We start from the raw sequence: 21,751 nt of genomic DNA on the forward strand, positions 1-21,751 counted from the left end.
TTGGTTCTGCCCGAGTCATGATGGAGGGGTGAGCACCGCGGAACAGCCTACGCCCGCCAAGCGGCGCGGCCGCCGGCCCGGCGGCCAGGACACCCGGGCCGCGCTCGTGGCCGCCGCGCGCGAGGTCTTCAGTGAAAGCGGCTACGAGGGCGCGACCGTGCGCGCGATCGCCGCCCGCGCCGGTGTCGACGCGGCCATGGTGAACCACTGGTTCGGCGGCAAGGAGGGCCTGTTCGCGCAGGCCGTGCTGCAGCTGCCGTTCGACCCGGTCGAGCTCCTGTCGCAGCTCCTGGACGGCCCGGTGGACGAGCTCGGGAAGCGGATCGTGCGGCGGTTCCTGACGGTGTGGGACGCGACCGAGGGCGGCGCGTTCCCGGCGCTGGTGCGCAGCATCGCCAGCCACGACCAGGCCGCGTTGAGCCTCAAGGACTTCCTGATCCGGCACGTGCTGGAGAACGTGGTCAGCCGGGTGTCGCCGGACCGGCCGGAGCTGCGCGCGACGCTGTGCGCGTCGCAGATGGTCGGCATGGGGATGGCCCGGTACGTGGCGAAGTTCGAGCCGTTCTCGACCACGGACATCGAAACCCTGGCGGCGGCCGTCGGCCCGACGTTGCAGCGCTACCTGACCGGCGACATCGACTAGGCGTCGTCGGCCAGCAGCAGGCGGTCCGCACCGTCGAAGCAGGTGCGGGTGCCGGTGTGGCAGGCGGGGCCCGTCTGGTCGACGCGCACCAGCAGCGTGTCCGCGTCGCAGTCGAGGCGGACCTCGCGCACGTGCTGCACGTGCCCGGACGTCTCGCCCTTGACCCACAGCTCCTGGCGGCTGCGCGAGAAGTACGTGCCGCGGCGCGTGGTCAGCGTGCGCTCCAGCGCCTCGTCGTTCATCCAGGCCACCATCAGCACGTCGGAGGTCGCGTGGTCGACCACGACCGCGCACACCAGGCCGTCGGCGGTGCGCTTGAGCCGCTGGGCCAGCTCGGGTGCCAGGCTCACCGGACCTCGACCCCACCGGCGCGCAGGGCGTCCTTGACCGCGCCGATCTTCAACTGTCCGAAGTGGAACACGCTGGCGGCGAGCACGGCGTCCGCCCCGGCCCGGACCGCGGGCAGGAAGTGCTCGACCGCGCCCGCTCCCCCGCTGGCGATCACCGGCACGGTGACGACCTTGCGGGTCTTCTCGATCAGCTCCAGGTCGAAGCCGGCCTTGGTGCCGTCGGCGTCCATCGAGTTCAGCAGGATCTCGCCGACGCCCAGCTCCTCGCCACGCTGGGCCCACTCGACCGCGTCGATGCCGGTGCCGCGGCGGCCGCCGTGGGTGGTCACCTCGAACCCGGACGGCGTCGGCTCCGACCCCTCCGGCACGCGCCGCGCGTCGACCGACAGCACGATGCACTGCGCGCCGAAGCGGCGGGAGGCCTCGCGCAGCAGCTCGGGGCGGGCGATCGCCGCCGTGTTGATGCTCACCTTGTCCGCGCCCGCGCGCAGCAGGCGGTCGACGTCGTCGCAGGCGCGCACACCGCCGCCGACGGTCAGCGGGATGAACACCTGCTCGGCCGTGCGCCGGACCACGTCGAAAGTGGTCTCGCGGTTGCCCGAGGATGCGGTCACGTCGAGGAAGGTCAGCTCGTCGGCGCCCTCCGCGTCGTAGGCCCGCGCCAGTTCGACCGGATCGCCGGCGTCCCTGAGGTCGGCGAAGTTGACGCCCTTCACCACCCGGCCCGCGTCGACGTCCAGACACGGGATCACCCTGACCGCTACACCCATGCCACCAGGGTAGATGTTCCCTAGAGTGGCGTGGGTGTGGTGGGGGTTGCTGTGCGCGGTGGCCGCCGCGGTCGCCTACGGGGTCGCGTCCGTGCTTCAGGCCGTCGCGGCCCGCGCGGTGGACGACGGCGGGTCCGGGGTGGACCCGCGGCTGCTCGTGCGCGTGCTGCGGCAGTGGCGGTACGTGCTCGGGCTCGGTCTGGACGTCGTGGGGTTCGTGGCGCAGCTGGCGGCGTTGCGGGTGCTGCCGCTGTTCGTGGTGCAGGCCGCGCTCGCGGCGAGCCTCGCCGTTACGGCCGTGGCGGCGCTCACGCTAGGCGTGCGGCTGTCCGGCCGGGAGTGGGGCGCGATCGCGCTGGTGTGCGCCGGGCTGGCGCTGCTCGGCGTGTCCGCGCGGAGCGAGGGTTCCGCGCCGGTGGGCACGGCGTTCCACGTCGGCCTGCTCGTGGCCGTCGCGTTGCTGGCCACCGCGGGCTGGACCGTCGGGCGCGCTCCCGAGCACGTCCGCACGCCGGCGCTTGGGCTGGTCTCCGGGTTGTGCTTCGGCGTGGTCGCACTGGCCGGGCGCGTCCTGGACGCGACGGGCGTGACCGCGGTGCTGACCGATCCCGCCGCGTACGCCCTCGCCGCGGCCGGGGTGCTCGCGATGCTGTTCTACGCCTCGGCCCTGCAGTGCGGCAGCGTCACGACGGCCACCGCGCTGATGGTGGTCGGCGAGACCGTGGTTCCGTCGCTGATCGGCGTGGTCCTGCTGGGCGATTCGACGCGCGCCGGGTTCGCGCCGGTGGCCGTGGCCGGGTTCGTGGTCGCGGTGGCGGCGGCGCTGGCGCTGGCCCGGTTCGGCGAGGTCGACAGTCCACAGCGGACACCAGTGCCGCGCTGATCACGCTACCGTTGGGGCATGTCGGATTTCGAGCGCATCGCCGCCGAGAAGTACCTCCTGCTGACGACGTTCCGCAAGAACGGCACGCCCGTGCCGACCCCGGTGTGGGCCGCCGGGCACGACGGCGAGATCGTCGTGTGGAGCGACCGGACGGCGGGCAAGATCAAGCGGATCCGCAACAACCCCGAGGTCACGCTGCAGGGCTGCGACTTCCGCGGCCGCGAGACCCACGGGCCGGTGGTGACCGGGCAGGCCCGGCTCCTGGACGACGCGGCCACCGAGCGGGCGCGCTCGGCCATCGCGCGCAAGTACGGGGTGGTCGGTCAGGTGACGATGTTCTTCAGCAGGCTGCGGGGCCGCCAGAAGACGATCGGTCTGGCGATCAAACTCGGGGGCTGACCGCTTCCAGGGCCTGCGGCAGCGTGAACGCGCCCGCGTAGAGGGCCTTGCCGATGATGGCGCCCTCGACACCGTCGGCGGCGAGGCCGGCCAGCGCGCGCAGGTCGTCCAAACTGGACACGCCGCCGGAGGCGATCACCGGCGCGTCGGTGCGGGCGGCGACCTCCGCGAGCAGGTCCAGGTTCGGGCCCTTGAGCGTGCCGTCCTTGCTGACGTCGGTGACCACGTAGCGCGAGGCGCCGTCCCGGTCCAGGCGCTCCAGGACCTCCCACAGGTCGCCGCCGTCGCTGGTCCAGCCGCGGCCCTTGAGCCGGTGGCCGTCCTCGGTGATGCGCACGTCGAGACCGATCGCGACGCGGTCGCCGTAGGTGGCGACGACCTTCGCGGTCCACTCCGGATCTTCGAGCACCGCGGTGCCCAGGTTCACCCGGCGCGCCCCGGTGGCGAGCGCGGCCTCCAGCGACGCGTCGTCGCGGATGCCGCCGGACAGCTCGACCTGCACGTCCAGCTCGCCGACCACGCGGGCGATCAGTTCCTTGTTGTCGCCCTTGCCGAATGCGGCGTCGAGGTCGACGAGGTGGATCCACTCCGCGCCGTCCCGCTGCCAGGCGAGCGCCGCGTCGAGCGGGCTGCCGTAGGAGGTTTCCGTGCCCGCCTCGCCCTGGACGAGACGCACGGCCTGGCCATCGGCCACATCGACGGCGGGAAGGAGGGTGAACGTCACGCGGCCACTATAAGGAGCAACGGCGCCCAGGTGCCCGGAGGGTGGGGCCGGTCAGAGGCTGCGCAGCCAGTTCTCCAGCAGGTGGGCGCCCGCGTCGCCGGACTTCTCCGGGTGGAACTGGGTCGCCCACAGCGGGCCGTTCTCCGCGGCCGCGACGAAGTCCTCGCCGTGGTGCGCCCACGTCACCTTGGGCTGCTGGCCGGGCAGGCCGGAGTCGAGCTGCCAGCTGCGGGCGGCGTAGGAGTGCACGAAGTAGAACCGCGCGTCGGCGTCGAGGCCGGCGAACAGCTGCGAGTCCTCGGGCGCGCGGACGGTGTTCCAACCCATGTGGGGGACGACGTCGGCGTGCAGGCGGTCGACCGTGCCGGGCCACTCGCCGGTGCCCTCGGTCTCCACGCCGTGCTCGACGCCGCGCTCGAACAGGATCTGCATGCCGACGCAGATGCCCAGGACGGGACGCCCGCCGGCGAGACGGCTGCCGATGATCTTCTCCCCGCCCACGGACAGCAGGCCCGCCATGCAGGCCGCGTAGGCGCCGACGCCGGGGACGACGAGGCCGTCGGCTTCCAGCGCCGCATGCGGGTCGGCCGTCACCTCGACCTCGGCGCCGACGCGCCGCACGGCGCGCTCGGCGGAGCGCAGGTTCCCCGATCCGTAGTCCAGAATCACGACGCGAGCCACCTGACCAGTCTAGAGGCTTCGCACGGGTGGTTCCGCCGGGCGGCTCGGAGGCGTTTGATTGCGGCAGGCGGGGGAAGGCTGCGGGAGGGCGCCGCGGTAGGGAGTGACGATGTCGTCGCAGAGCGAAGCCCACGGGTCCGGTGAGCGGGCCAGGGAGCTGGCCAAGACGCTGGACGAGCTGGAGAGCGGTCTGCTGGGCCCGGACGAGGTGCGCGAGCTGCTCGAAGGGCTGACCACTCTCGCCACGGCGGTGACGCGTGTGCTCGACGACCTGCGGGCGTGCCCGGTGCTGCGGGAGCGGGAGCACGAACTGGGGCTGCTCGCGTTCCAGACGATCCGCAGCAAGCTGGAACAGGCCGCCGCGGCAGCCGAAGACCTGCAGGTGAGCGCCGAGGCGCTGTGCCGGCTGCTGCCGGAACACACCCCGGGAGGCGATTGAACCGGCAGGTTCTCCGGCATGTCCTCGCGGAGGCACTGCACCGGCGTCCCACGGCGGCGCTTCCCGTGCTGCGGGGAGCGCGGCGCCATCGGCCGTGGGGCCGGTGCGAGCGCCCTCGCACAGCGGTCTTCAGCTGCCCTCCCCGCCCGGCCGCCAGTGCAAGCCGGGCCACTCGTGCCGCAGGCGGCCTCCGGACGGCCCGCGATGCGGTGTGCCCCCTCGGCGGCGCTGGGGTGACGTGCCGCACGTCCCAGCCTGCCCCGGGTGGGTGAAATTCGCCGGGTGGCTCCGGGCCTCCACCGCGTCCGTTCAGTTCGGGCGCAGGAAGGCCTTCAGGGCGGCCGCGATGCTCGCCTCGTCGAGGGCGTGCGCGAGGTCGTGGTCGGTGACCTCGCCGTACCTGCGCACCTCCGCGTCCCGGCGGGTGCCGAGTGCCCGGAGGCGGTGCGGGACCTCCACGAGGGCCTCGCTGACCTGGTGGGCCGACGTGCCTGCCAGGTACGGCTCGACCAGCACGACGTCCGCCACCCCGGTCCTGGCCACGGCCGCGCGTAGGGTCTCGGCGTCGAAGGGGCGGACGGTCTTCGCGTAGAGCACCGTCACGTCCATGTCCTCGGCCGCGGCCAGCACGCGGTCCAGCATCGGGCCGACCGCCAGCACGACCCCGCGCCCACCCTGGCGCACCACCTGCATGCCCGGCCCCGGGCGCGGGCGCGCGTTCGACTGGCCGCTCAGGCGCAGGTACACCGTGCCGTCACCGGGCAGCGCCTCGCGCAGCAGCGGCACCGCCTCGTCCGGATGCCCCGGCACGTGCACGGTCCAGCCCGGGATGGCGTCGATGAGCGCGACATCCGCAGGCGACTGGTGGGTGCGGCCGGCGGTCGGCATGTCGTACGAACCGCCCCACGAGACGAGCACCGCGCCCGCGCCCTGGTGGGTCAGGTCCAGCTTGACCTGCTCGTAGGGCCGCTCCACGAGGAACGACGGGAACGTGTGCACCACGGGCCGCATCCCGGTCAGCGCCAGCCCGCCCGCGACGCCGATCAGCGCCTGCTCCCGGATGCCGACGTTGATGACCCGGTCCGGGTGCCGGCGCCGGGCGGCTTCCAGCGCAGCCGCGGAGATGTCGGCCAGCACGACCGCGACCCGCGGGTCCTCGTCGAGCACCTGTTCCATTGTGGACAGAAAGGCGTCCCGCATTCCGATCACGGCTCAGCTCCCCTTCGGTTCGACGACGGCGACCACGCACAGCGGCCGGTCCGGGTGCGGTGTGGTGAACGCGGCGTGCAACGCGTCGTGGTCGCGGCCGTCGACCGTGCGCGTGGCCCAGCCCTCGACGGCGAAGCGCTCCGCGATGCCACCCGGCCAGCCGTGCGTCGCCGACTGGTTGTCGACCACCACCGCGGTCAGCTGGGCCATCGACGCCCGTCCGGCGAGCGCGATCGCCTCGTGGTTGGAGCCCTCGTCGAGCTCGGCGTCCCCGGTCAGCACCACCACCTTCGGTTCGGTAAGTCCCTGCGCGCGCAGCCCGAACACCATGCCGACGCCGAGCGCGAGCCCGTGCCCCAGCGACCCGCTGGAGATCTCCACGCCGGGCACGAGCGTCCGGTCCGGGTGGTAGCCCAGCCGTGACTCGCTGCCCGCCCAGCCGGCCAGTTCCGCGGGGTCGAGGAACCCCTTGGCGGCCAGGACCGCGTAGTAGGCCATCGGCCCGTGGCCCTTCGACAACAGGAACCGGTCGCGGGCCGGATCGTCCGGCGCCTCCGGCGACACGTTCAGCACCCGGTCGTACAGCACCCACAGCACATCTACTGTGGACTCCGCCGCACCGGAATGCTTCTCGTCGCCGCGCATGGCGTCGATCAGCGCCGGCAGGTCGGCGTAGCCCAGCCCCCTGGTCGTGTTCTCCATGCATCGACCGTGCAACCTCGACTTAAGTTGAAGTCAAGGCTAGGCTGGCGTCGTGACCAAGCTTGCCGACCACCTGACCATTGGCCAGGTCGCGGAGCGCAGCGGCGTGCCGCACACGGCGTTGCGCTTCTACGAGGACCGGGGCCTGATCACCTCCGAGCGCTCGGCCGGGAACCAGCGTCGGTACCCGCGGTCGGTGCTGCGCCGGATCGCGTTCATCCGGGCGGCGCAGCGGGTGGGGCTCAGCCTCGAGGAAATCCACGACGCGCTGTCCACCCTGCCACGCGACCACGCCCCGACGAAGGCCGATTGGGCCCGGCTGTCCCGCGGGTGGCAGGACGAACTCGACGCCCGGATCGACGCCCTGCAGCGGCTGCGCGACCGGCTGACGGGTTGCGTCGGGTGCGGGTGCCTGTCGCTGCGCGTGTGCGGGCTCTACAACACCGACGACCGGATGGCGCAGTACGGCCCCGGCGCGCGGGGACTCAAGCCCGCCACCGAGGGCGGCGCATAGTCGGCGAGGGCGGCGCGCAGCCGGCCGAGGGTGGCGCGCAGCCGGCCGAGGGTGGCGCGCAGCCGGCCGAGAGTGGCGCGCAGCCGGCCGAGAGTGGCGCGCAGCCGGCCGAGAGTGGCGCGCAGCCGGCCGAGAGTGGCGCGCAGCCGGCGAGGGTGGCGCGCAGCCGGCGAGGGTGGCGCGCAGCCGGCGCGATGGGTGCTTGCTTTCGGGAGTGCCGGGGCATCGCCTCCTTCTGGTGACCGCGATACGGGGGCTGACGGGTGGGCGCCGATGGCCTCGGCGGCCGCAAGACGCGCGCGGAGCCAAACCCGCCTCCCAGGGTTGTCTCGGCGGCGGCCAGGCACGCGCGCGAAGCCAAGCCGCTCCCCGGGGGGGCGCAGCCGCCACGACCGGTGCTCAATCATCGGAAGTGCCGGGGCCATCGCCTCCTTCTAGTGACCGCGACATGGGGGATGACAGGTGGGCGACGGTAGCCTCGGCAGCCGCCACGCACGCGCGAAGCCAAACCGCCTCCCAGGGGCGGCGCGCAGCCGCCACGACGGGTGCTCAATCATCGGAAGTGCCGGGGCGCCGGCTTGAGGCGGCGACCGCGATACGGGAGCTGGCGCTCAAGTCGGCGAGCCGCGGGCGCCGCCGGGAGTGTCAGGCGGTCGGCCCCACATCGAGCAGGGCCTTGTCGAACCACGGCGAACTCCCGCGCACGGTGGGGGCGCGCCGGAGCATGCCGCGGCGCCGAGTGCGGCCGGCGCGCCGCAGTCGCACTTCACGTCGTGTCTTCGGAACAGCCGGTCGAGCGCCGCAACACCTGGGGCACGCAGGGCACGCCAGCGCCGCGTCCAGCGCAGCGTGCCGTCGCAGCCGAAATCGGCCAGCAGGCGGCTCACGTAGCAGCCGAGGCATTCCCGTTCCTGCGGCTCGGTCCACACGTCGAGCAGGCCGGCGTTCGTCATCGGACCCTCCTTCGGTTCGTGCTCCCTGACTACCAGCGGCCTCCGACAAAAACCTTGCGCTGCCTCACCCGATCGTGCGCAACTGGGAACAACATGGACGAAAGAACGATCATCCGGGTGTCCAAGCGGCTGTCCCGGCACCTCCGACACCGGCCCGGCGAAATCGGCCTGGCCCTCGGTCCCGGCGGCTGGGTCCCGGTCACCGAACTGCTCACCGCGCTCGCCGGCCACGGGCTTCCGCTCTCCCGCGCGCAACTCGACGAAGTCGTGGCAGGCAACGACAAACGCCGCTTCGCCTTCGACGACACCGGGACACTCATCCGGGCCAGCCAGGGGCACAGCGTGGACGTCGACCTCGGCCTGCCGGACGCCGACCCGCCGCCGACGCTCTTCCACGGCACGGCGGAACGGTTCCTGCCCGCCATCCTCCGGGAGGGCCTGCGCCCGCGCTCCCGCCACGACGTGCACCTTTCGCGTGACACCGAGACCGCCGTGCGCGTCGGCTCGCGGCACGGCAAACCCGTCGTGCTGGCCGTCGACGCTGCGGCGATGACCCGCGACGGCCACCGCTTCCAGGTCAGCGCGAACGGCGTCTGGCTCACCCGTGCGGTGCCTCCGCAGTACCTGAGCCGTCACTGACCGATCACAATGAACGGGTGCGGATCAGGCCAGCCGATGTCACCGACGCCGTAGCCGTCTTCACCCTGCTGGGCCAGTCCGCAGGCGGACAACCTCGACGGACGGCGTTCGACCACAACTACGAGCAGCTCATCGCGGCGATGACCTACGACGACACCGACTTCCTGGTGGCCGACCGCGACGGCGAGGTCGTCGGCTACGTGCTCGCCGCCCGGGTCCTGTCGCTGCACGCCGGCGGCCCGGTCAGCCACCTGCTGGAACTCGTGGTCGCGCAGGCGCACCGCGGGCAGGGGATCGGCGGGATGCTCGTCGACGCGGTCGTCCGGCGGGCACGGCGCGCCGGGGCCGTCGAAGTGCACGTCATCGCCAGGCACATCCCCGGCTACTTCGAGCGGCTGGGCTTCGCCGAGACCGCGACCTGCCTGACGCTGCCGCTCTCCTGAGTCAGGCGCGCCTGCGTGGGCGGCCGAGCAGCTTGCGCCCCACCTCGAGCAGCGACTCGCGCAGGGTGTCGTCGTCGTAGTGCGCCAGGTCGGGCGAACCGCCGGCCAGCGCGATCCCCGCGACGGCGGCGTGCGTGGCGACCACCCGCGCCGGATCGGGATCGGGGCCGCTCAGGATCGTCATCATCCCGACCATGCAGCTCTCCTTGCCGAAGAAGTGCTTCTCCAGCGCCCGCGCCACCCCAGGGTCGCTGGAGAACAACGCGACCAGCGCCCGGTGCCGGACCACGAGGTCCACGAACCCGGCCAGCATGTGGTCGATCCGGGCGCCCGGCCTGCGCTCCCGCGCCGCCTCCCCGACGATCGACTCCAGCTCGCGCAGCCCTGGCTCGACCACGGCCTCGGTGATCTCGTCCTTCGTCTTGAAGTGGTAGTACACCGCGGCCTTCGTGACGCCGAGCTCGTCGGCGATCATCTGCAGCGACGTGCCCTCGACCCCGTGCGCGGTGAACAGCCGCAATGCCGTGGCGAGCAGGCGGGTACGGGTGTCTTCGTGTCCGGCCACGGCTGCCATCGACTGGTGAACCTCCTCGTCAGCAGCCGAAGAGTACGCGACGCGAAATCCTGCGGCAAACGTTTGAGGCGCTAGCCGTGCGGCTAGTCACACACTAGCCGATCGGCTTGGAGCTCCACTTGCCGATCGGCTAGCTTGAGTATCACCGGATCGGATGTCACTCGACTGAATTGGAGCCGAGTACGTGGCCACCCTGCTCTACCGCCTAGCCCGGTTTTCGTTCCGCCGGCGCTGGCTCGTCGCGAGCGTCTGGACGGCGGTTCTGCTCGTCCTGGGCGGCGGCGCGCTGACGCTGTCCGGCCAGATGTCGAACTCGGTGACCATCCCGGGCACCGAGGCGCAGCAGGCCATCGACCACCTCAAGGAGAAGTTCCCGCAGGCAGCGGCGGGCAACGCGACCGCGCGCGTGGCGATCGAGGCGCCGGACGGGCAGGCGCTCACCGACCCCGCCGCCCGCGCGACCGTCGAGGAGCTGGTCGGCAAGATCAAGACCGCGCCCGGTGTCGCGATGGTCGCCGATCCGTACCAGGCCAGGACGATCTCCGCGGACGGCCGCATCGCCATGGCCCAGGTGAGCTACAAAGTCCCGGCCACCGACGTGACCGACAGTGACCGCGAAGCGCTCAAGTCAGCCGCCGACGCGGCCAAGAGCGCCGGTTTCACCGTCGAATTCGGTGGCGACGCGATCCAGGGCGTGCCCGCCACGGAGGCCACCGAGGGCATCGGCGTGATCGTCGCGGCCATCGTCCTGGCGATCACCTTCGGCTCGATCGTCGCCGCCGGGCTGCCGCTGCTGACCGCCCTCATCGGCGTCGGCGTCGGCATGGCCGGCGTGATGACCGTGTCCGGGTTCGTCGACCTGAACTCCAACACCCCGATCCTCGCGCTGATGCTCGGCCTCGCCGTCGGCATCGACTACGCGCTGTTCATCGTCTCCCGCTACCGGCACGAGCTGGCCGAGGGGCACGATCCGGAACTGGCCGCCGGGCGCGCGGTCGGCACCGCCGGCTCCGCCGTGGTGTTCGCCGGCCTGACGGTGATCATCGCCCTGGTCGGGCTCACCGTCGTGGGCATCCCGATCCTCGGCCAGATGGGCGTCGCGGCCGCCGGGACCGTCGCCGTCGCGGTTCTTATCGCCCTCTCGCTGCTGCCCGCGCTGCTCGGCTTCGCCGGCCGCAAGGTCGTCGGCAAGCACGCCCGCCCGAAGCCGAACGGCAAGCCCGCGATGGGCGAGCGCTGGGCCCGGTACGTCGGACGCCACCGCGTCCCGGTGCTGGTGACCGCGGTGGTCGGCCTGCTCGTCGTCGCGATCCCGGCGCTGAGCATGCAGCTCGGCCTGCCCACCGACGCCACCGCCGCGCCCGACTCGACGCAGCGCAAGGCCCACGACCTGATCAGCAAGGGCTTCGGCGAGGGCACCAACGGCCCGCTGATCGTCGTCATCGATTCCGCGGACGCGCCCGACCCGCGCCTGGCCGCCACCGAGGCGACCGACTCGATCTCGCGCCTGCCGGACGTCGCCGCGGTGACGCAGGCGCAGTTCAACGCCGACGGCGACACCGCGCTGGTCACCGTGATCCCGAAGAGCGGCCCGAGCAGCGAGGCGACCGAACAGCTCGTCGCGAGCATCCGCGACCAGTCCGACCGCCTCTCCGGCGCCACCGGCGCGAAGCTGTCGGTGACCGGCCAGACGGCGCTGCAGATCGACGTGTCGGAGAAGCTGGCCGGCGCGATGCTGCCCTACCTCGGCCTCATCGTCGGGCTCGCGTTCCTGCTGCTGATGCTGGTGTTCCGGTCGATCATCGTGCCGCTGAAGGCGACGCTGGGCTTCCTCGGCTCGGTCGTGGCGACCTTCGGCGCGGTGGTCGCGGTGTTCCAGTGGGGCTGGCTCACCGACCTGCTCGGCGTCGACTCGACCGGCCCGATCATGAGCATGCTGCCGATCCTGCTGATCGGTGTGCTGTTCGGCCTCGCGATGGACTACCAGGTGTTCCTGGTGACCCGGATGCGCGAGGACTACGTGCACGGCGCCGATGCCCGCGACGCCGTGGTGAGCGGGTTCAAGCACGGCGCCCGGGTCGTGGTCGCGGCGGCGCTGATCATGATCAGTGTGTTCGCCGGGTTCATCGCGGCCGAGCTGTCGCTGATCCAGTCGATCGGGTTCGCGCTGGCGTTCGGCGTACTGGTGGACGCGTTCGTGGTGCGCATGACGATCGTGCCCGCGGTGATGTCGCTGCTCGGCAAGCACGCGTGGTGGCTCCCGAAGTGGCTGCACCGCGCGCTGCCGAACGTCGACGTGGAGGGCGAGAGCCTCGCCAGGCACCTCGAGCGGCGCCGCGAACTGGAAGGCGCGCGGAGCTAGGACACCAGCCAGGCGATCGCGCCGCCGACGGCCAAGAGTGCCGCGACCAGCAACAGCATCGCGAGCACCTTGGCCGTCTTCCACGTGCTGTACACGCCGCCGACCAGGAAGCCGCCGAGCGCCAGCAGCAGCACGGCGACCAGTTCCTTGCTCACAGGACACCCTTCGTCGACGGGATGCCGCCCGCGCGCGGGTCCGGCTCGGTGGCCGCCCGCAGCGCACGCGCGACGGCCTTGTACTGGGCCTCGGCGATGTGGTGCGGGTCGCGGCCGTGGATGACGCGGACGTGCAGCGCGATCTGCGCGTGGAACGACAGCGAGTCGAACACGTGCCGGGTCAGCACGAACGGGTAGTTGCCGCCGATGGTGAACGTGTTGAACTGCTCCGGCTCGCCGACGTGCACGCAGTACGGGCGGCCGGACACGTCGATCGCGGCGTGCGCGAGGGTCTCGTCCATCGGGATCCACGCGTCGCCGAAGCGGCGGATGCCCGACTTGTCGCCCAGCGCCTGGCGGATCGCCTGGCCCAGCACGATCGCGGTGTCCTCGACCGTGTGGTGCGCGTCGATCTCGATGTCGCCGGTCGCGTCGACCTTCAGGTCGAGCGAGCCGTGCACGCCGAACGAGTTGAGCATGTGGTCGTAGAACGGAACCCCGGTGGACACCTCCACCTGCCCGGTGCCGTCCAGGTCGACCACCACGGTGATCGAGGACTCCTTCGTGGTCCGGGAAACCTTGCCGACGCGGCTCACCGCGGGACCTCCTTGCTCGCCGCCAGGAAGGCGTCGTTCTCCTCCGGGGTGCCGACGGTCACCCGCAGGTGGCCCTCGATGCCGACGTCGCGGATCAGCACCCCGTTGTCCACGTAGGCCTGCCAGCTCGCACGCGCGTCGGCGAAGCGGCCGAACAGGATGAAGTTGGCGTCGCTGGGCACCGGCGTGAAGCCGAGGCCCAGCAGGCCCTCGACGACGCGCTCGCGCTCGGCCGCGAGCTTGGCGACCGAGGCCAGCGTCTCGTCCGCGTGCCGCAGCGCCGCCCGCGCGGCCGCCTGCGTCAGCACCGACAGGTGGTAGGGCAGGCGCACCAGCTGCAGCGCGTCGATGACCGCCGGGGCGGCCGCGAGGTAGCCGAGCCGCCCACCGGCGAACGCGAACGCCTTGCTCATCGTGCGCGACACGATCAGCTGCGCCGGGTAGGCCTCGATCAGCTCGACGGCGCTGCGCTGTGAGGAGAACTCCGCGTACGCCTCGTCCACCACTACGATGCCCGGCGCGGCGCGCAACACCAGCTCCAGCTCGTCGAACGGGATCGAGCCGCCGGTCGGGTTGTTCGGGCTGGTCACGAACACGACGTCGGGCCTGCGTTCGGCGACGATCCGCGCCGCGGCCTCGGTGTCGAGCGTGAAGTCGTCCCGCCGCGGCGTCGCGACCCAGTCGGTGCGGGTGCCCGCCGCGATGATCGGGTGCATCGAGTACGACGGCTCGAAGCCCAGCGCGCTGCGGCCGGGACCGCCGAAGGCCTGCAGGATCTGCTGCAGCACCTCGTTGGACCCGTTGGCGGCCCACAGGTTCCGCTCGGTCAGCGGCACGCCCGTCGCGCCGGACAGGTACGCGGCGAGGTCCTGGCGCAGCGCGCTCGCATCGCGGTCCGGGTACCGGTGCAGGCCCGCGGCGGCCTCGCGGACGGCCTCGGTGACGTCGTCGACCAGGGCCTGCGGCGGCGGGTACGGGTTCTCGTTCGTGTTGAGTCGGACCGGGACGTCCAGCTGCGGTGCGCCGTAGGGGCTGCGGCCCCGCAGGTCCTCACGCAGCGGCAGGTCCTCGAGTCGGACGTCGTCGGAACTCACTCGGCTCCTCCCGGGAAGCGGGCGGTGACCGCTTCCCCGTGTGCGGGCAGGTCTTCGGCGTTGGCGAGCGCGACGACCTTGCCGGCCACCTCGCGCAGCGCCTCCTCGCTGTAGTCGATGACGTGGATGCCGCGCAGGAAGCTCTGCACGGACAGCCCCGACGAGTGGCGCGCGTACCCGCCGGTGGGCAGCACGTGGTTCGACCCCGCGCAGTAGTCGCCGAGCGAAACGGGCGCGTACGGGCCGACGAACACCGCGCCTGCGTTGCGCACCCGCGCGGCGACGGCCCGCGCGTCGGCCGTCTGGATCTCCAGGTGCTCGGCCGCGTAGGCGTCCACCACCCGCAGCCCCTCGTCCACAGTGGACACCAGCACCGTGCCGGACTGCTTGCCGCGCAGCGCCTCGCCGATGCGCTCGGTGTGCTTGGTCGCGGCGACGCGGCCGGCCAGCTCCCGGTCCACGGCGTCGGCCAGCTCCTCCGACGTGGTGACCAGGACGCTCGCGGCGAGCGGGTCGTGCTCGGCCTGGCTCACCAGGTCGGCCGCCACGTGCACCGGGTCGGCCGTCTCGTCGGCCAGGATCGCGATCTCCGTCGGGCCCGCCTCGGAGTCGATGCCGATCAGGCCGCGCAGCAGGCGCTTGGCCGCGGTGAGGTAGATGTTGCCGGGGCCGGTGACCAGGTCGACCGGGACCAGCTCGGCGCCGTCGGTGTCGGTGCCGCCGTGGGCCATCAGCGCCACGGCCTGCGCGCCGCCGACCGCCCACACCTCGTCCACGCCGAGCAGCGCCGCGGCAGCCAGGATCGTCGGGTGCGGCCTGCCGCCGAACTCGGCCTGCGGCGGCGAGCACAGCACCAGCGAGCCGACGCCGGCGACCTGCGCCGGGACGACGTTCATCACCACGCTCGACGGGTACACCGCGAGCCCGCCGGGGGCGTAGAGGCCGACGCGCTCGACCGGCACCCAGCGCTCGGTGACCGTGCCGCCGTCGGCGACCGTCGTGGTCACGTCCGCGCGGCGCTGGTCGGCGTGCACCTTGCGGGCGCGCTCGATGGCCTCCTCCAGCGCGGCGCGCACCGCCGGGTCCAGCGTGGTCAGCGCGGCCTCGATCTCCGCGCGCGGCACGCGGACGCTCGCCGGGCGCACGCGGTCGAACCGCTCGGTGTACTCCAGGACCGCCTCGACCCCGCGCTCGCGGACCGCCTCGACCACCGGGCGGACCTGATGCAGCGCCGCGTCCACGTCGATCTCGGCACGCGGGAGCGTGGCTCGGAGTTCGGTGGCGGACAGCACGCGTCCACGCAGGTCGATGCGGTTCAACATGGGTCTAGGGTACGAGTTGGAACGTTGACGACGACCAGGGAGGTAGCCCGTGCTCCGGATCGGCTTGTGCCAGCTCACATCGAGTGCCGAGCCCGCGGAGAACCTCGCCCCGACCCGCGAGGGCGTGGCGCGCGCGGCAGGTGAGGGAGCGCGGGTCGTGGTGTTCCCGGAGGCGGCGATGGCGCGGTTCGGGGTGCCGCTCGGGCCGGTCGCCGAACCGCTCGACGGGCCGTGGGCCAAGTCGGTCGCCGCGATCGCCGACGAGCACGGCGTGCTGGTGGTGGCCGGGATGTTCACCCCGCACGAGGACGGCCGGGTGCGCAACACCCTGCTCATCACCGGGCTCGGGCACCACACCGGCTACGACAAGATCCACCTCTACGACGCGTTCGGCTTCCGCGAGTCCGACACGGTCGCGCCCGGCGCCTCGCCGGTGACCGTCGAGGTCGACGGCGTGACGCTGGGCTTCGCGACCTGCTACGACGTGCGGTTCCCGGAGCTGTTCCGGGCGCTGGCCGATCGGGGCGCGTCCGCGGTCGTGCTGCCGACGTCGTGGGGCGCGGGCGAGGGCAAGCGGGACCAGTGGGAGGTGCTGGTGCGGGCGCGGGCGCTCGACTCCGGCTGCTGGGTGCTGGGGTGCGGCCAGGCCGACCCGGCGGCCTCCGGCGTCGAGGTGAACCCGAAGGCGCCGACCGGCATCGGCTACTCGACGGTGGCGGACGGGTTCGGGCGCGTGCACGCGCAGCTGGGCGCGGGGCCCGAGTCGGTCGTCGTGGACATCGACCCGGAGGTCGCGGAGAAGGCCCGCAACGCGACCGGGGCGCTGGCGAACCGGCGGCTCTGAGCCGGGTCAGGCCATGCCCTCTTCGATGGCCAGCCGGGTCAGTTCGGGGCGCCGGCGGCGGCCGGTCTTGTCGCGGATCCGGTCCAGGTAGGAGCGGACGGTGCGGACGCTGATCGACATCGCCTCGGCGATGTCGGCGTCCCGCTCCCCCGCGGCGACCAGGGACAGCACCTGCCGTTCGCGGTCGGACAGCACGCTTTTCACCCCGGCCCGCGGGCGCGTCGAGTCGAGCAGGAACGACGCCAGGGTCGGCGACACGTAGGAGTTGCCCGCGGCGATCTCGCGGATCGCGTGCAGGATGTCGTCGCCGTCGGAGTCCTTCGACAGGTATCCCCGCGCGCCCGCGGAGATCGCGCCGAGCACCTCGTCCTGGCCGGCGTGCGCGGACACCACCAGCACCTTGTGCCCCATCCGCACGACCTCCTGCACGGCCTGCGAGTCGGTCACGCCACGCAGCTTGAGGTCCAGCACGACGACGCACCCGGCCGGTTCCTGGTTGCTCGCGAACGCGGCGACCGACTCCGCGACGGGACCCAGCTCGATGTCCCTCGCCTCGGAGAGCACGTTCGCGACCGCGTAGCGGTACAGCGGGTGGTCCTCGATCACGCCGACCCGGATGGGCCCGCCCTCGCTCGCGGCCATGGGACCTCACTCCCTGTGGGCATTTTTCCCGGCAGCGAATACCGGTTCCCCGTTTATTCTGTACCAGGATCAAGGAGAAGCGAGTTGACCGCTGCCGACGCGGGGGTCTCCGCCGGTGGCGGGACCGCACCCGAAGCACCCCGGCCCCGCCGGTTCACCATGGCGCCGTTCGTCCTGCCCATCGGTTTCGCCCAGATCGCGGTCTGGGAGTCCGCTCTGGTCGCGACGTTGCTGGCGGTGCACGACGTGCTGCCCGCGAAGCTCGTCGTGACCGTGCTGGCGGTGCTGGTGATCGCGTCCACGTCCGTCCGGTTCGCGGGACGGCACCTGGCAGGCTGGGCGCTCACCTGGGTGTCCTACCGGCTGCTGCAGCACGACGAACGCCGCCAGGCCGCCGACCCGCTGCGCGTGCTCGCCCACGACTTCCGGCTGCGGCAGCACGTCGACCGCGCCGGGAACCGGTTCGGGGTCGCCGGGGTCGGCGACGGCTGGACCACGGTGATCCGGCTGCGCGAGGGCGTGGAGCCGGACGTGGCGAAGGTGCTGGACCTGCTGCGCGCCGCGTGCGACAACCCGGAGATCCCGCTGGCAGGCGCCCAGTTGCTGGTGCGGACGAGCTTCGGCGAGCGGACGTACCTGGTCGCGGTGCGGTACCGGGCGAGCGAGGCGCCGCTGGCGGCGCTGGCCCGCGGCGGTGGTGAGGCGGGCGAGCTGCGGGCGACGACCCGGGCGGCGCTGGCGTTGATGGGCGCGCTCGCGAAGGCCGGGTACGGCAGCACGCTGCTGGAGGCCGGCGAACTGGCGACGGAGCTGCGCGCCACCCTCGGCGCGGACGCCCCGGCGCCGGTGACGGACGGCTGGCAGGCCTGGTCGGCGGGCGGGACCGCGCAGGCCGGCTTCGTCCCGTTGACGCGTGAGGACGTGCCCGTGCTGCTGACGTCGACGGCTCGCGGGGCGGCCCTGACGGTCGCCTCGTTCACGTTGCGCCGCAACCGCTTCGGGCGGCTCGCGGAGGAGGTCACGCTGCGGCTGGCGCGCTACGCCGGGACGCGGCGCCCGCCCCGGACCCGCGACCTGGACGTGCCGGTCGTGCCGCTGTACGGCAGGCACGCCGCCGCGGTACGGCGCACGCTGCCGCTCGCGTTGCCGGGCTGAGTCACGTCATCAGCGGCGTCGGGTCGGCGAAGATGTCCGCCAGGACGCCGGTGCACGCCGCGACGGCCTGGACGTCCGGGCCGAACCTCGTCACGGTCACCAGGTCGGTGCCGGGTAGCGCGGTCGTCGCCGCGAACGCGTGCAGCAGGGTCGCCAGGTGCTCCGGCGCGTCGGTGATGTTCTGACCGCCGAGGACGACCTGGTCCGGGTTGACGACGTCGCGCAGGATGGCGACCGCCCGGCCCATCGTCGCGGCGCGTTCGGCCAGCGCACCCCGGTCGGTCTGGTCGTTGACCGTCGCTTCGAGGCAGCCGGTCCGGCCGCACGGGCACCGCACGTCGCCACCGACCGGCAGGTGCGCGACCGACCCGGCCTGGCCGGGGCCGCGGTGCAGCACGCCGTTGACCACGAGCGCCGCGCCGACGACCTGACGGGCGTAGAAGTAGAGCAGGCTCGGGTACTGCTTGCCCTCGCCGAAGAGCAGCTCGGCGTGCGCCATCGCGGGCACGTGGCCGTCGACGTGCACCGGCAGCCCCGTCCCGCGCGCCAGCACCGCCTGCGCGGGGGCGCGGTGCCAGCCGAGCCGGTCGTGCGTGATCAGGCCGCGGGCGATGTCGACCTGGCCGCCGGTGGCGAGCCCGAGCCCGACGACCCGCCGCTCCCGCCAGCGCCGCAGGAACGCGCGGACCTTCGCGGCGAGGAACGCCAGCCCGTCTTCGGCGCTGCCCCGCGGGGTCGGGATCTTCTCGCTGCCGACCAGCCGGCCGCGCAGGTCGACGATGCCGAACGTGGTGGTGCGGACGCCGATGTGCACCCCGCACGCGGCGAGCACGGTGTCGTCGATGTCGACCGGCACCCTGGGCCGTCCGACGGCGCCGGCGCGGGCCAGGTCCGGCGCGTCCCGCACCAGCCGGGCCTCGGCGAGCGCGGCGACCTGACGGCTGACCGTCGGCATGCTCAGCGACGTGAGCTCGGCGATCGCGGCCCGCGACAGCGGGCCTTCCCGCCTGATCGCGCCGAGCACCGCGGCGGCGTTCGACACTGCGCACCCCCCCAGGACTTCGTTCCACCGTGCACGAAAGTAGCCGACCGCGTCAAAACGGCCCGCGATGCGGGACGGTGGCAGACTCCGGGGGGTGAGCACGCGCCCGTACGTCCTCGCCTCGGCGGCGGTTTCCCTGGACGGCTACCTCGACGACACCAGCGACCGGCGCCTCCTGCTGTCCAACGAGGAGGACTTCGCGCGGGTCGACGGCGAGCGCGCCGGGGTGGACGCGATCCTGGTCGGGGCGGGCACGATCCGCACCGACAACCCGCGGCTGCTGGTGCGATCCGGGCGCGGCAACCCGGCGAAGGTCACGATCACCGGGAGCGGCGACCTCGACCCGTCGGCGAACTTCTTCACCACCGGCGACGTCGAGAAGCTGGTCTACACCCCGGCCGCGGCGGTGCCGAAGGTGCGGGAGCGGCTGGGCGCGGTGGCGACCGTGGTGGACGGCGGGGACCCGCTCGACCTGCGGCGCGTGCTGGCGGATCTGGCCGGCCGCGGGATCGAGCGGTTGATGGTCGAGGGCGGCGGCGCGGTCCACACGATGTTCCTCACCGCGGGTGTGGTGGACGAACTGCAACTCGCGGTCGCGCCGGTGTTCGTCGGCGAGGCGGAGGCGCCGCGGTTCGTCGGACCCGGCCGGTTCCCGCCGGGACGGCTGCAGCTGACCGAGACGCGCCGCATCGGGGACGTCGTGTTCATGCGGTACCACCTGGGGCAGGCGGCACGGGACCACCGCAGGCTGCGGGAGGCGATCGAGCTGGCGGAGAAGTGCCCGCCGTCGACGACGTTCCGGGTCGGCGCGATCGTGGTGAACGCCGCCGACGAGGTGCTGGCCACCGGGTACTCGGGCGAGACCGACCCGCACGACCACGCGGAAGAGGTGGCGATCGCCAAACTGGGCGACGCGGACCTCACCGGCGCGACGATCTACTCGTCGCTGGAGCCGTGCAGCTCGCGCGCGTCGCGGGCGGTGTCCTGCACGCAGCACATCCTGAACGCCGGCATCCCGCGAGTGGTGTTCGCCTGGCGCGAGCCGAACCTGTTCGTGGACTGCGTGGGAGCGGAAACCCTGCGCGCGGCGGGCCGCGAGGTGCGCGAACTGCCCGACCTGGCAACCCTCGTCAAGGCGACGAACGCGCACCTGCCCCTGGGGGACTAGATAGCGACACGCGATCAGGAATCTCCAGTGCCCTCTGCCACTACGGGAGGTGTTCGTCTCCACGCCCGGCCGGGACCAATCCCAGTCGATCGGCGCGTTCGCGGTCGCGACATGCGCTGCCAGCGGTGCATCGGCCCGTTTCCCGAACCGCCTAGCGCGGCACCCACAGCGTCACCCGCGTGCCGTGGCCTGGCTTGGAGTCGATCCGGCACCAGCCGCCGGCTTCGGTGAGGCGCGCTTTCATCGACGAGCTCACCCCGAAGCCCGCCGGGCGCGCGTCCTCGTCGTAGCCGACTCCGTGGTCGCGGATCACCACCGCGATCCCGCCCTCGTGCTCGGCGAGGCGCATCACGACCTCCCGGGTGCCCGCGTGCTTCAGCGTGTTGCGCAACGCCTCGCGCGCGGCGTCGCGGACCGCTGCTCGGCGGGCCTCCGTCAGGGTGTCGTCGGCCAGGTCGGACAGCGCCAGCTGCGCCCGCAGCCCCTCCCGCGCCATCTCGGTCGCCAGCCCGGTCAGCTCCCCCGCGAGCCCCTGACCGCCACCGCCCGGCGTGCCCAGCCCCCGCCGCAGCTCGGCCGCCTGCGCCCGCGCCTGCGCACGCACCCGGTCCAGCTCGGCGGCCGGATCCCCGCCCCGGTGCATCGCCATCGCTTCGAGCGCCTGCAGCACCGTGTCGTGCAGCGCCCGCTCCGTGCGCGCCCGCTCCCCGGCCACCCCGAGTCGCATCCCGATCGCCAGCGCCAAGCGCGTCGCCACCCCGAGCAGCACCAGCGTCCCGGCCGCCGTCACCACGGCGACCAGCATCGTCCCGGTCCCGCTGACCAGCGGCGGCACCCACATCGACAACTGCCCGCCGAGCGCGAGCAACCCCACCTGGAACGGCACCCCGAGCACCACCAGCGCGACCCCGGCAGGCACGCCCCGGCACATCGTCCACAACCCGACCGTCCCGGTCAGGTTCAGGAACGGCACCCAAGCGGCGGCCCAGTACAACTCCGCCGAAGCCGTCGCGCTGACCGCCACGCCCGCCGCGACCGCGAACACCAGATCGGCCGCCAGCAGCAACGCCGTCGTGCGCCCGCTGCGGTCCGGCACGCGCAGCACCCACACCAGCCCGGTCAGGTTCGCCAGCACGCCCACCCAGGCGACCACCGTCGCCGAGAGCACGAAACCGTGCGCGGCCACCAGCCACACCCAGGCGATCGGCAGCACGCCGATCCGGTAGACCAGCGGCAGCAGCACCGCGTACCGGGTCGCGCGCACCATCAGCGACGAGCGCGGCCCCTCGGTGCTGCTCGCCGCGACGGCGCCCATCCGCTTGAGCGCGGACACCGGCTCCGGATCGTCGATCTCCGCCGGCAGCTCGCCCGGCGTGGACGCCAGCACCCCCGCCCCCTTGCGCAGCAAGGTGAGCAGGAAGTTGCCAGCCATGCCCGTTCCTTCCTCC

26 protein-coding genes are annotated in these 21,751 nt (G+C 73.0%); 11 read left to right on the plus strand and 15 right to left on the minus strand.

The features are described 5' to 3' along the window. Window positions 1-28 precede the first annotated feature (28 nt). Window positions 29-643 (plus strand): TetR family transcriptional regulator, encoded by a 615-nt coding sequence (locus tag ACCP09_RS16925; protein WP_123685383.1) that lies wholly within the window; start codon window positions 29-31, stop codon window positions 641-643. Here ACCP09_RS16925 and hisI read toward each other — a convergent pair. Further along, complete coding sequence (hisI, locus tag ACCP09_RS16930) at window positions 640-993, minus strand: phosphoribosyl-AMP cyclohydrolase (protein WP_017984011.1); 354 nt, start codon at window positions 991-993, stop codon at window positions 640-642. The genes ACCP09_RS16925 and hisI overlap by 4 nt on opposite strands. Then, window positions 990-1,763 carry an imidazole glycerol phosphate synthase subunit HisF gene (gene hisF / locus ACCP09_RS16935; protein WP_027934825.1) on the minus strand — a complete coding sequence of 258 codons (774 nt, stop codon included), beginning with the start codon at window positions 1,761-1,763 and terminating at the stop codon, window positions 990-992. The genes hisI and hisF overlap by 4 nt, the downstream gene beginning before the upstream one ends. 34 nt (window positions 1,764-1,797) lie before the next feature. On the opposite strand from hisF, the gene ACCP09_RS16940 reads away from it, so the two are divergent. Together ACCP09_RS16940 and ACCP09_RS16945 are read left to right on the plus strand one after the other, a co-directional pair. Further along, entirely contained in the window at window positions 1,798-2,646 is an 849-nt protein-coding gene (locus tag ACCP09_RS16940) for a DMT family transporter (RefSeq protein ID WP_433747761.1), read from the plus strand. A gap of 18 nt (window positions 2,647-2,664) precedes the next feature. Continuing rightward, window positions 2,665-3,045 carry a PPOX class F420-dependent oxidoreductase gene (locus tag ACCP09_RS16945; RefSeq protein WP_433747764.1) on the plus strand — a complete coding sequence of 127 codons (381 nt, stop codon included), beginning with the start codon at window positions 2,665-2,667 and terminating at the stop codon, window positions 3,043-3,045. On the opposite strand, the gene priA is transcribed toward ACCP09_RS16945, so the two are convergent. Then, on the minus strand, window positions 3,029-3,769 hold the full coding sequence (priA, locus tag ACCP09_RS16950; protein WP_017984015.1) for a bifunctional 1-(5-phosphoribosyl)-5-((5-phosphoribosylamino)methylideneamino)imidazole-4-carboxamide isomerase/phosphoribosylanthranilate isomerase PriA: 741 nt from the start codon (window positions 3,767-3,769) through the stop codon (window positions 3,029-3,031). The genes ACCP09_RS16945 and priA overlap by 17 nt on opposite strands. Window positions 3,770-3,820: 51 nt before the next feature. Further along, the gene (hisH, locus tag ACCP09_RS16955) at window positions 3,821-4,450 is read right to left on the minus strand and encodes an imidazole glycerol phosphate synthase subunit HisH (protein ID WP_037323030.1); all 630 of its coding nucleotides are present in this window, start codon (window positions 4,448-4,450) and stop codon (window positions 3,821-3,823) included. Window positions 4,451-4,559: 109 nt separating this feature from the next. Here hisH and ACCP09_RS16960 point away from each other — a divergent pair, with 109 nt between their 5' ends. Then, complete coding sequence (locus tag ACCP09_RS16960; protein WP_228685150.1) at window positions 4,560-4,889, plus strand: hypothetical protein; 330 nt, start codon at window positions 4,560-4,562, stop codon at window positions 4,887-4,889. A gap of 309 nt (window positions 4,890-5,198) precedes the next feature. Here ACCP09_RS16960 and ACCP09_RS16965 read toward each other — a convergent pair whose 3' ends face one another. Next, on the minus strand, window positions 5,199-6,095 hold the full coding sequence (locus tag ACCP09_RS16965; RefSeq protein ID WP_433747856.1) for a transketolase family protein: 897 nt from the start codon (window positions 6,093-6,095) through the stop codon (window positions 5,199-5,201). Between the two features lie 6 nt (window positions 6,096-6,101). Continuing rightward, entirely contained in the window at window positions 6,102-6,800 is a 699-nt protein-coding gene (locus ACCP09_RS16970; protein WP_123685379.1) for a transketolase, read from the minus strand. A 52-nt stretch (window positions 6,801-6,852) separates the two neighbouring features. Between ACCP09_RS16970 and soxR the strand changes: the two genes are divergently transcribed. Then, entirely contained in the window at window positions 6,853-7,314 is a 462-nt protein-coding gene (soxR, locus tag ACCP09_RS16975) for a redox-sensitive transcriptional activator SoxR (protein ID WP_020421831.1), read from the plus strand. 611 nt (window positions 7,315-7,925) lie between these two features. On the opposite strand, the gene ACCP09_RS16980 is transcribed toward soxR, so the two are convergent. After that, window positions 7,926-8,267 carry a DUF2695 domain-containing protein gene (locus ACCP09_RS16980; protein WP_433747769.1) on the minus strand — a complete coding sequence of 114 codons (342 nt, stop codon included), beginning with the start codon at window positions 8,265-8,267 and terminating at the stop codon, window positions 7,926-7,928. A gap of 93 nt (window positions 8,268-8,360) precedes the next feature. Between ACCP09_RS16980 and ACCP09_RS16985 the strand changes: the two genes are divergently transcribed. Together ACCP09_RS16985 and ACCP09_RS16990 are read left to right on the plus strand one after the other, a co-directional pair. Beyond that, on the plus strand, window positions 8,361-8,906 hold the full coding sequence (locus ACCP09_RS16985) for an RNA 2'-phosphotransferase (RefSeq protein WP_431904954.1): 546 nt from the start codon (window positions 8,361-8,363) through the stop codon (window positions 8,904-8,906). Between the two features lie 17 nt (window positions 8,907-8,923). Continuing rightward, window positions 8,924-9,349, plus strand: a complete 426-nt coding sequence (locus ACCP09_RS16990) for a GNAT family N-acetyltransferase (RefSeq protein ID WP_378363380.1) — start codon at window positions 8,924-8,926, stop codon at window positions 9,347-9,349. A 1-nt stretch (window position 9,350) separates the two neighbouring features. On the opposite strand, the gene ACCP09_RS16995 is transcribed toward ACCP09_RS16990, so the two are convergent. Next, entirely contained in the window at window positions 9,351-9,923 is a 573-nt protein-coding gene (locus ACCP09_RS16995; protein WP_027934817.1) for a TetR/AcrR family transcriptional regulator, read from the minus strand. Window positions 9,924-10,107: 184 nt separating this feature from the next. Between ACCP09_RS16995 and ACCP09_RS17000 the strand changes: the two genes are divergently transcribed. Then, window positions 10,108-12,285 carry an MMPL family transporter gene (locus ACCP09_RS17000; RefSeq protein WP_433747774.1) on the plus strand — a complete coding sequence of 726 codons (2,178 nt, stop codon included), beginning with the start codon at window positions 10,108-10,110 and terminating at the stop codon, window positions 12,283-12,285. Here the strand turns inward: ACCP09_RS17000 and ACCP09_RS17005 are convergent. The 4 genes from ACCP09_RS17005 to hisD are packed head-to-tail and all read right to left on the minus strand — an operon-like array spanning window position 12,282 to window position 15,452. Beyond that, the gene (locus ACCP09_RS17005; protein ID WP_017984024.1) at window positions 12,282-12,440 is read right to left on the minus strand and encodes a hypothetical protein; all 159 of its coding nucleotides are present in this window, start codon (window positions 12,438-12,440) and stop codon (window positions 12,282-12,284) included. The two genes, ACCP09_RS17000 and ACCP09_RS17005, sit on opposite strands and share 4 nt — an antisense overlap. Beyond that, window positions 12,437-13,036, minus strand: a complete 600-nt coding sequence (gene hisB / locus ACCP09_RS17010; RefSeq protein WP_017984025.1) for an imidazoleglycerol-phosphate dehydratase HisB — start codon at window positions 13,034-13,036, stop codon at window positions 12,437-12,439. Before hisB ends, ACCP09_RS17005 begins: the two co-directional genes overlap by 4 nt. After that, complete coding sequence (locus tag ACCP09_RS17015) at window positions 13,033-14,130, minus strand: histidinol-phosphate transaminase (RefSeq protein WP_378363378.1); 1,098 nt, start codon at window positions 14,128-14,130, stop codon at window positions 13,033-13,035. The genes hisB and ACCP09_RS17015 overlap by 4 nt, the downstream gene beginning before the upstream one ends. After that, entirely contained in the window at window positions 14,127-15,452 is a 1,326-nt protein-coding gene (hisD, locus tag ACCP09_RS17020) for a histidinol dehydrogenase (protein ID WP_020421837.1), read from the minus strand. Before hisD ends, ACCP09_RS17015 begins: the two co-directional genes overlap by 4 nt. Before the next feature lie 49 nt (window positions 15,453-15,501). On the opposite strand from hisD, the gene ACCP09_RS17025 reads away from it, so the two are divergent. Beyond that, on the plus strand, window positions 15,502-16,296 hold the full coding sequence (locus ACCP09_RS17025) for a carbon-nitrogen hydrolase family protein (RefSeq protein WP_433747779.1): 795 nt from the start codon (window positions 15,502-15,504) through the stop codon (window positions 16,294-16,296). A gap of 6 nt (window positions 16,297-16,302) precedes the next feature. Here the strand turns inward: ACCP09_RS17025 and ACCP09_RS17030 are convergent, their stop codons facing one another. Next, entirely contained in the window at window positions 16,303-16,938 is a 636-nt protein-coding gene (locus tag ACCP09_RS17030) for a LuxR C-terminal-related transcriptional regulator (RefSeq protein WP_123685372.1), read from the minus strand. 84 nt (window positions 16,939-17,022) lie between these two features. Here ACCP09_RS17030 and ACCP09_RS17035 point away from each other — a divergent pair, with 84 nt between their 5' ends. Then, window positions 17,023-18,093, plus strand: coding sequence for a type VII secretion protein EccE (locus tag ACCP09_RS17035; RefSeq protein WP_027934812.1), 1,071 nt, complete (start codon window positions 17,023-17,025; stop codon window positions 18,091-18,093). A 1-nt stretch (window position 18,094) separates the two neighbouring features. Here the strand turns inward: ACCP09_RS17035 and ACCP09_RS17040 are convergent, their stop codons facing one another. Next, window positions 18,095-19,135 carry an ROK family transcriptional regulator gene (locus ACCP09_RS17040; RefSeq protein ID WP_123685371.1) on the minus strand — a complete coding sequence of 347 codons (1,041 nt, stop codon included), beginning with the start codon at window positions 19,133-19,135 and terminating at the stop codon, window positions 18,095-18,097. 94 nt (window positions 19,136-19,229) lie between these two features. Here ACCP09_RS17040 and ACCP09_RS17045 point away from each other — a divergent pair, with 94 nt between their 5' ends. Then, window positions 19,230-20,303: a dihydrofolate reductase family protein gene (locus tag ACCP09_RS17045; protein ID WP_027934810.1), complete on the plus strand. Its 1,074-nt coding sequence runs from the start codon at window positions 19,230-19,232 to the stop codon at window positions 20,301-20,303. A 151-nt stretch (window positions 20,304-20,454) separates the two neighbouring features. On the opposite strand, the gene ACCP09_RS17050 is transcribed toward ACCP09_RS17045, so the two are convergent. Further along, entirely contained in the window at window positions 20,455-21,735 is a 1,281-nt protein-coding gene (locus ACCP09_RS17050) for a sensor histidine kinase (RefSeq protein ID WP_433747785.1), read from the minus strand. Between the last annotated feature and the right edge of the window lie 16 nt (window positions 21,736-21,751).

It is taken from the genome of Amycolatopsis sp. 3B14 (assembly GCF_050958625.1).
Taxonomy (GTDB): Bacteria; Actinomycetota; Actinomycetes; order Mycobacteriales; family Pseudonocardiaceae; genus Amycolatopsis_E; species Amycolatopsis_E thermoflava.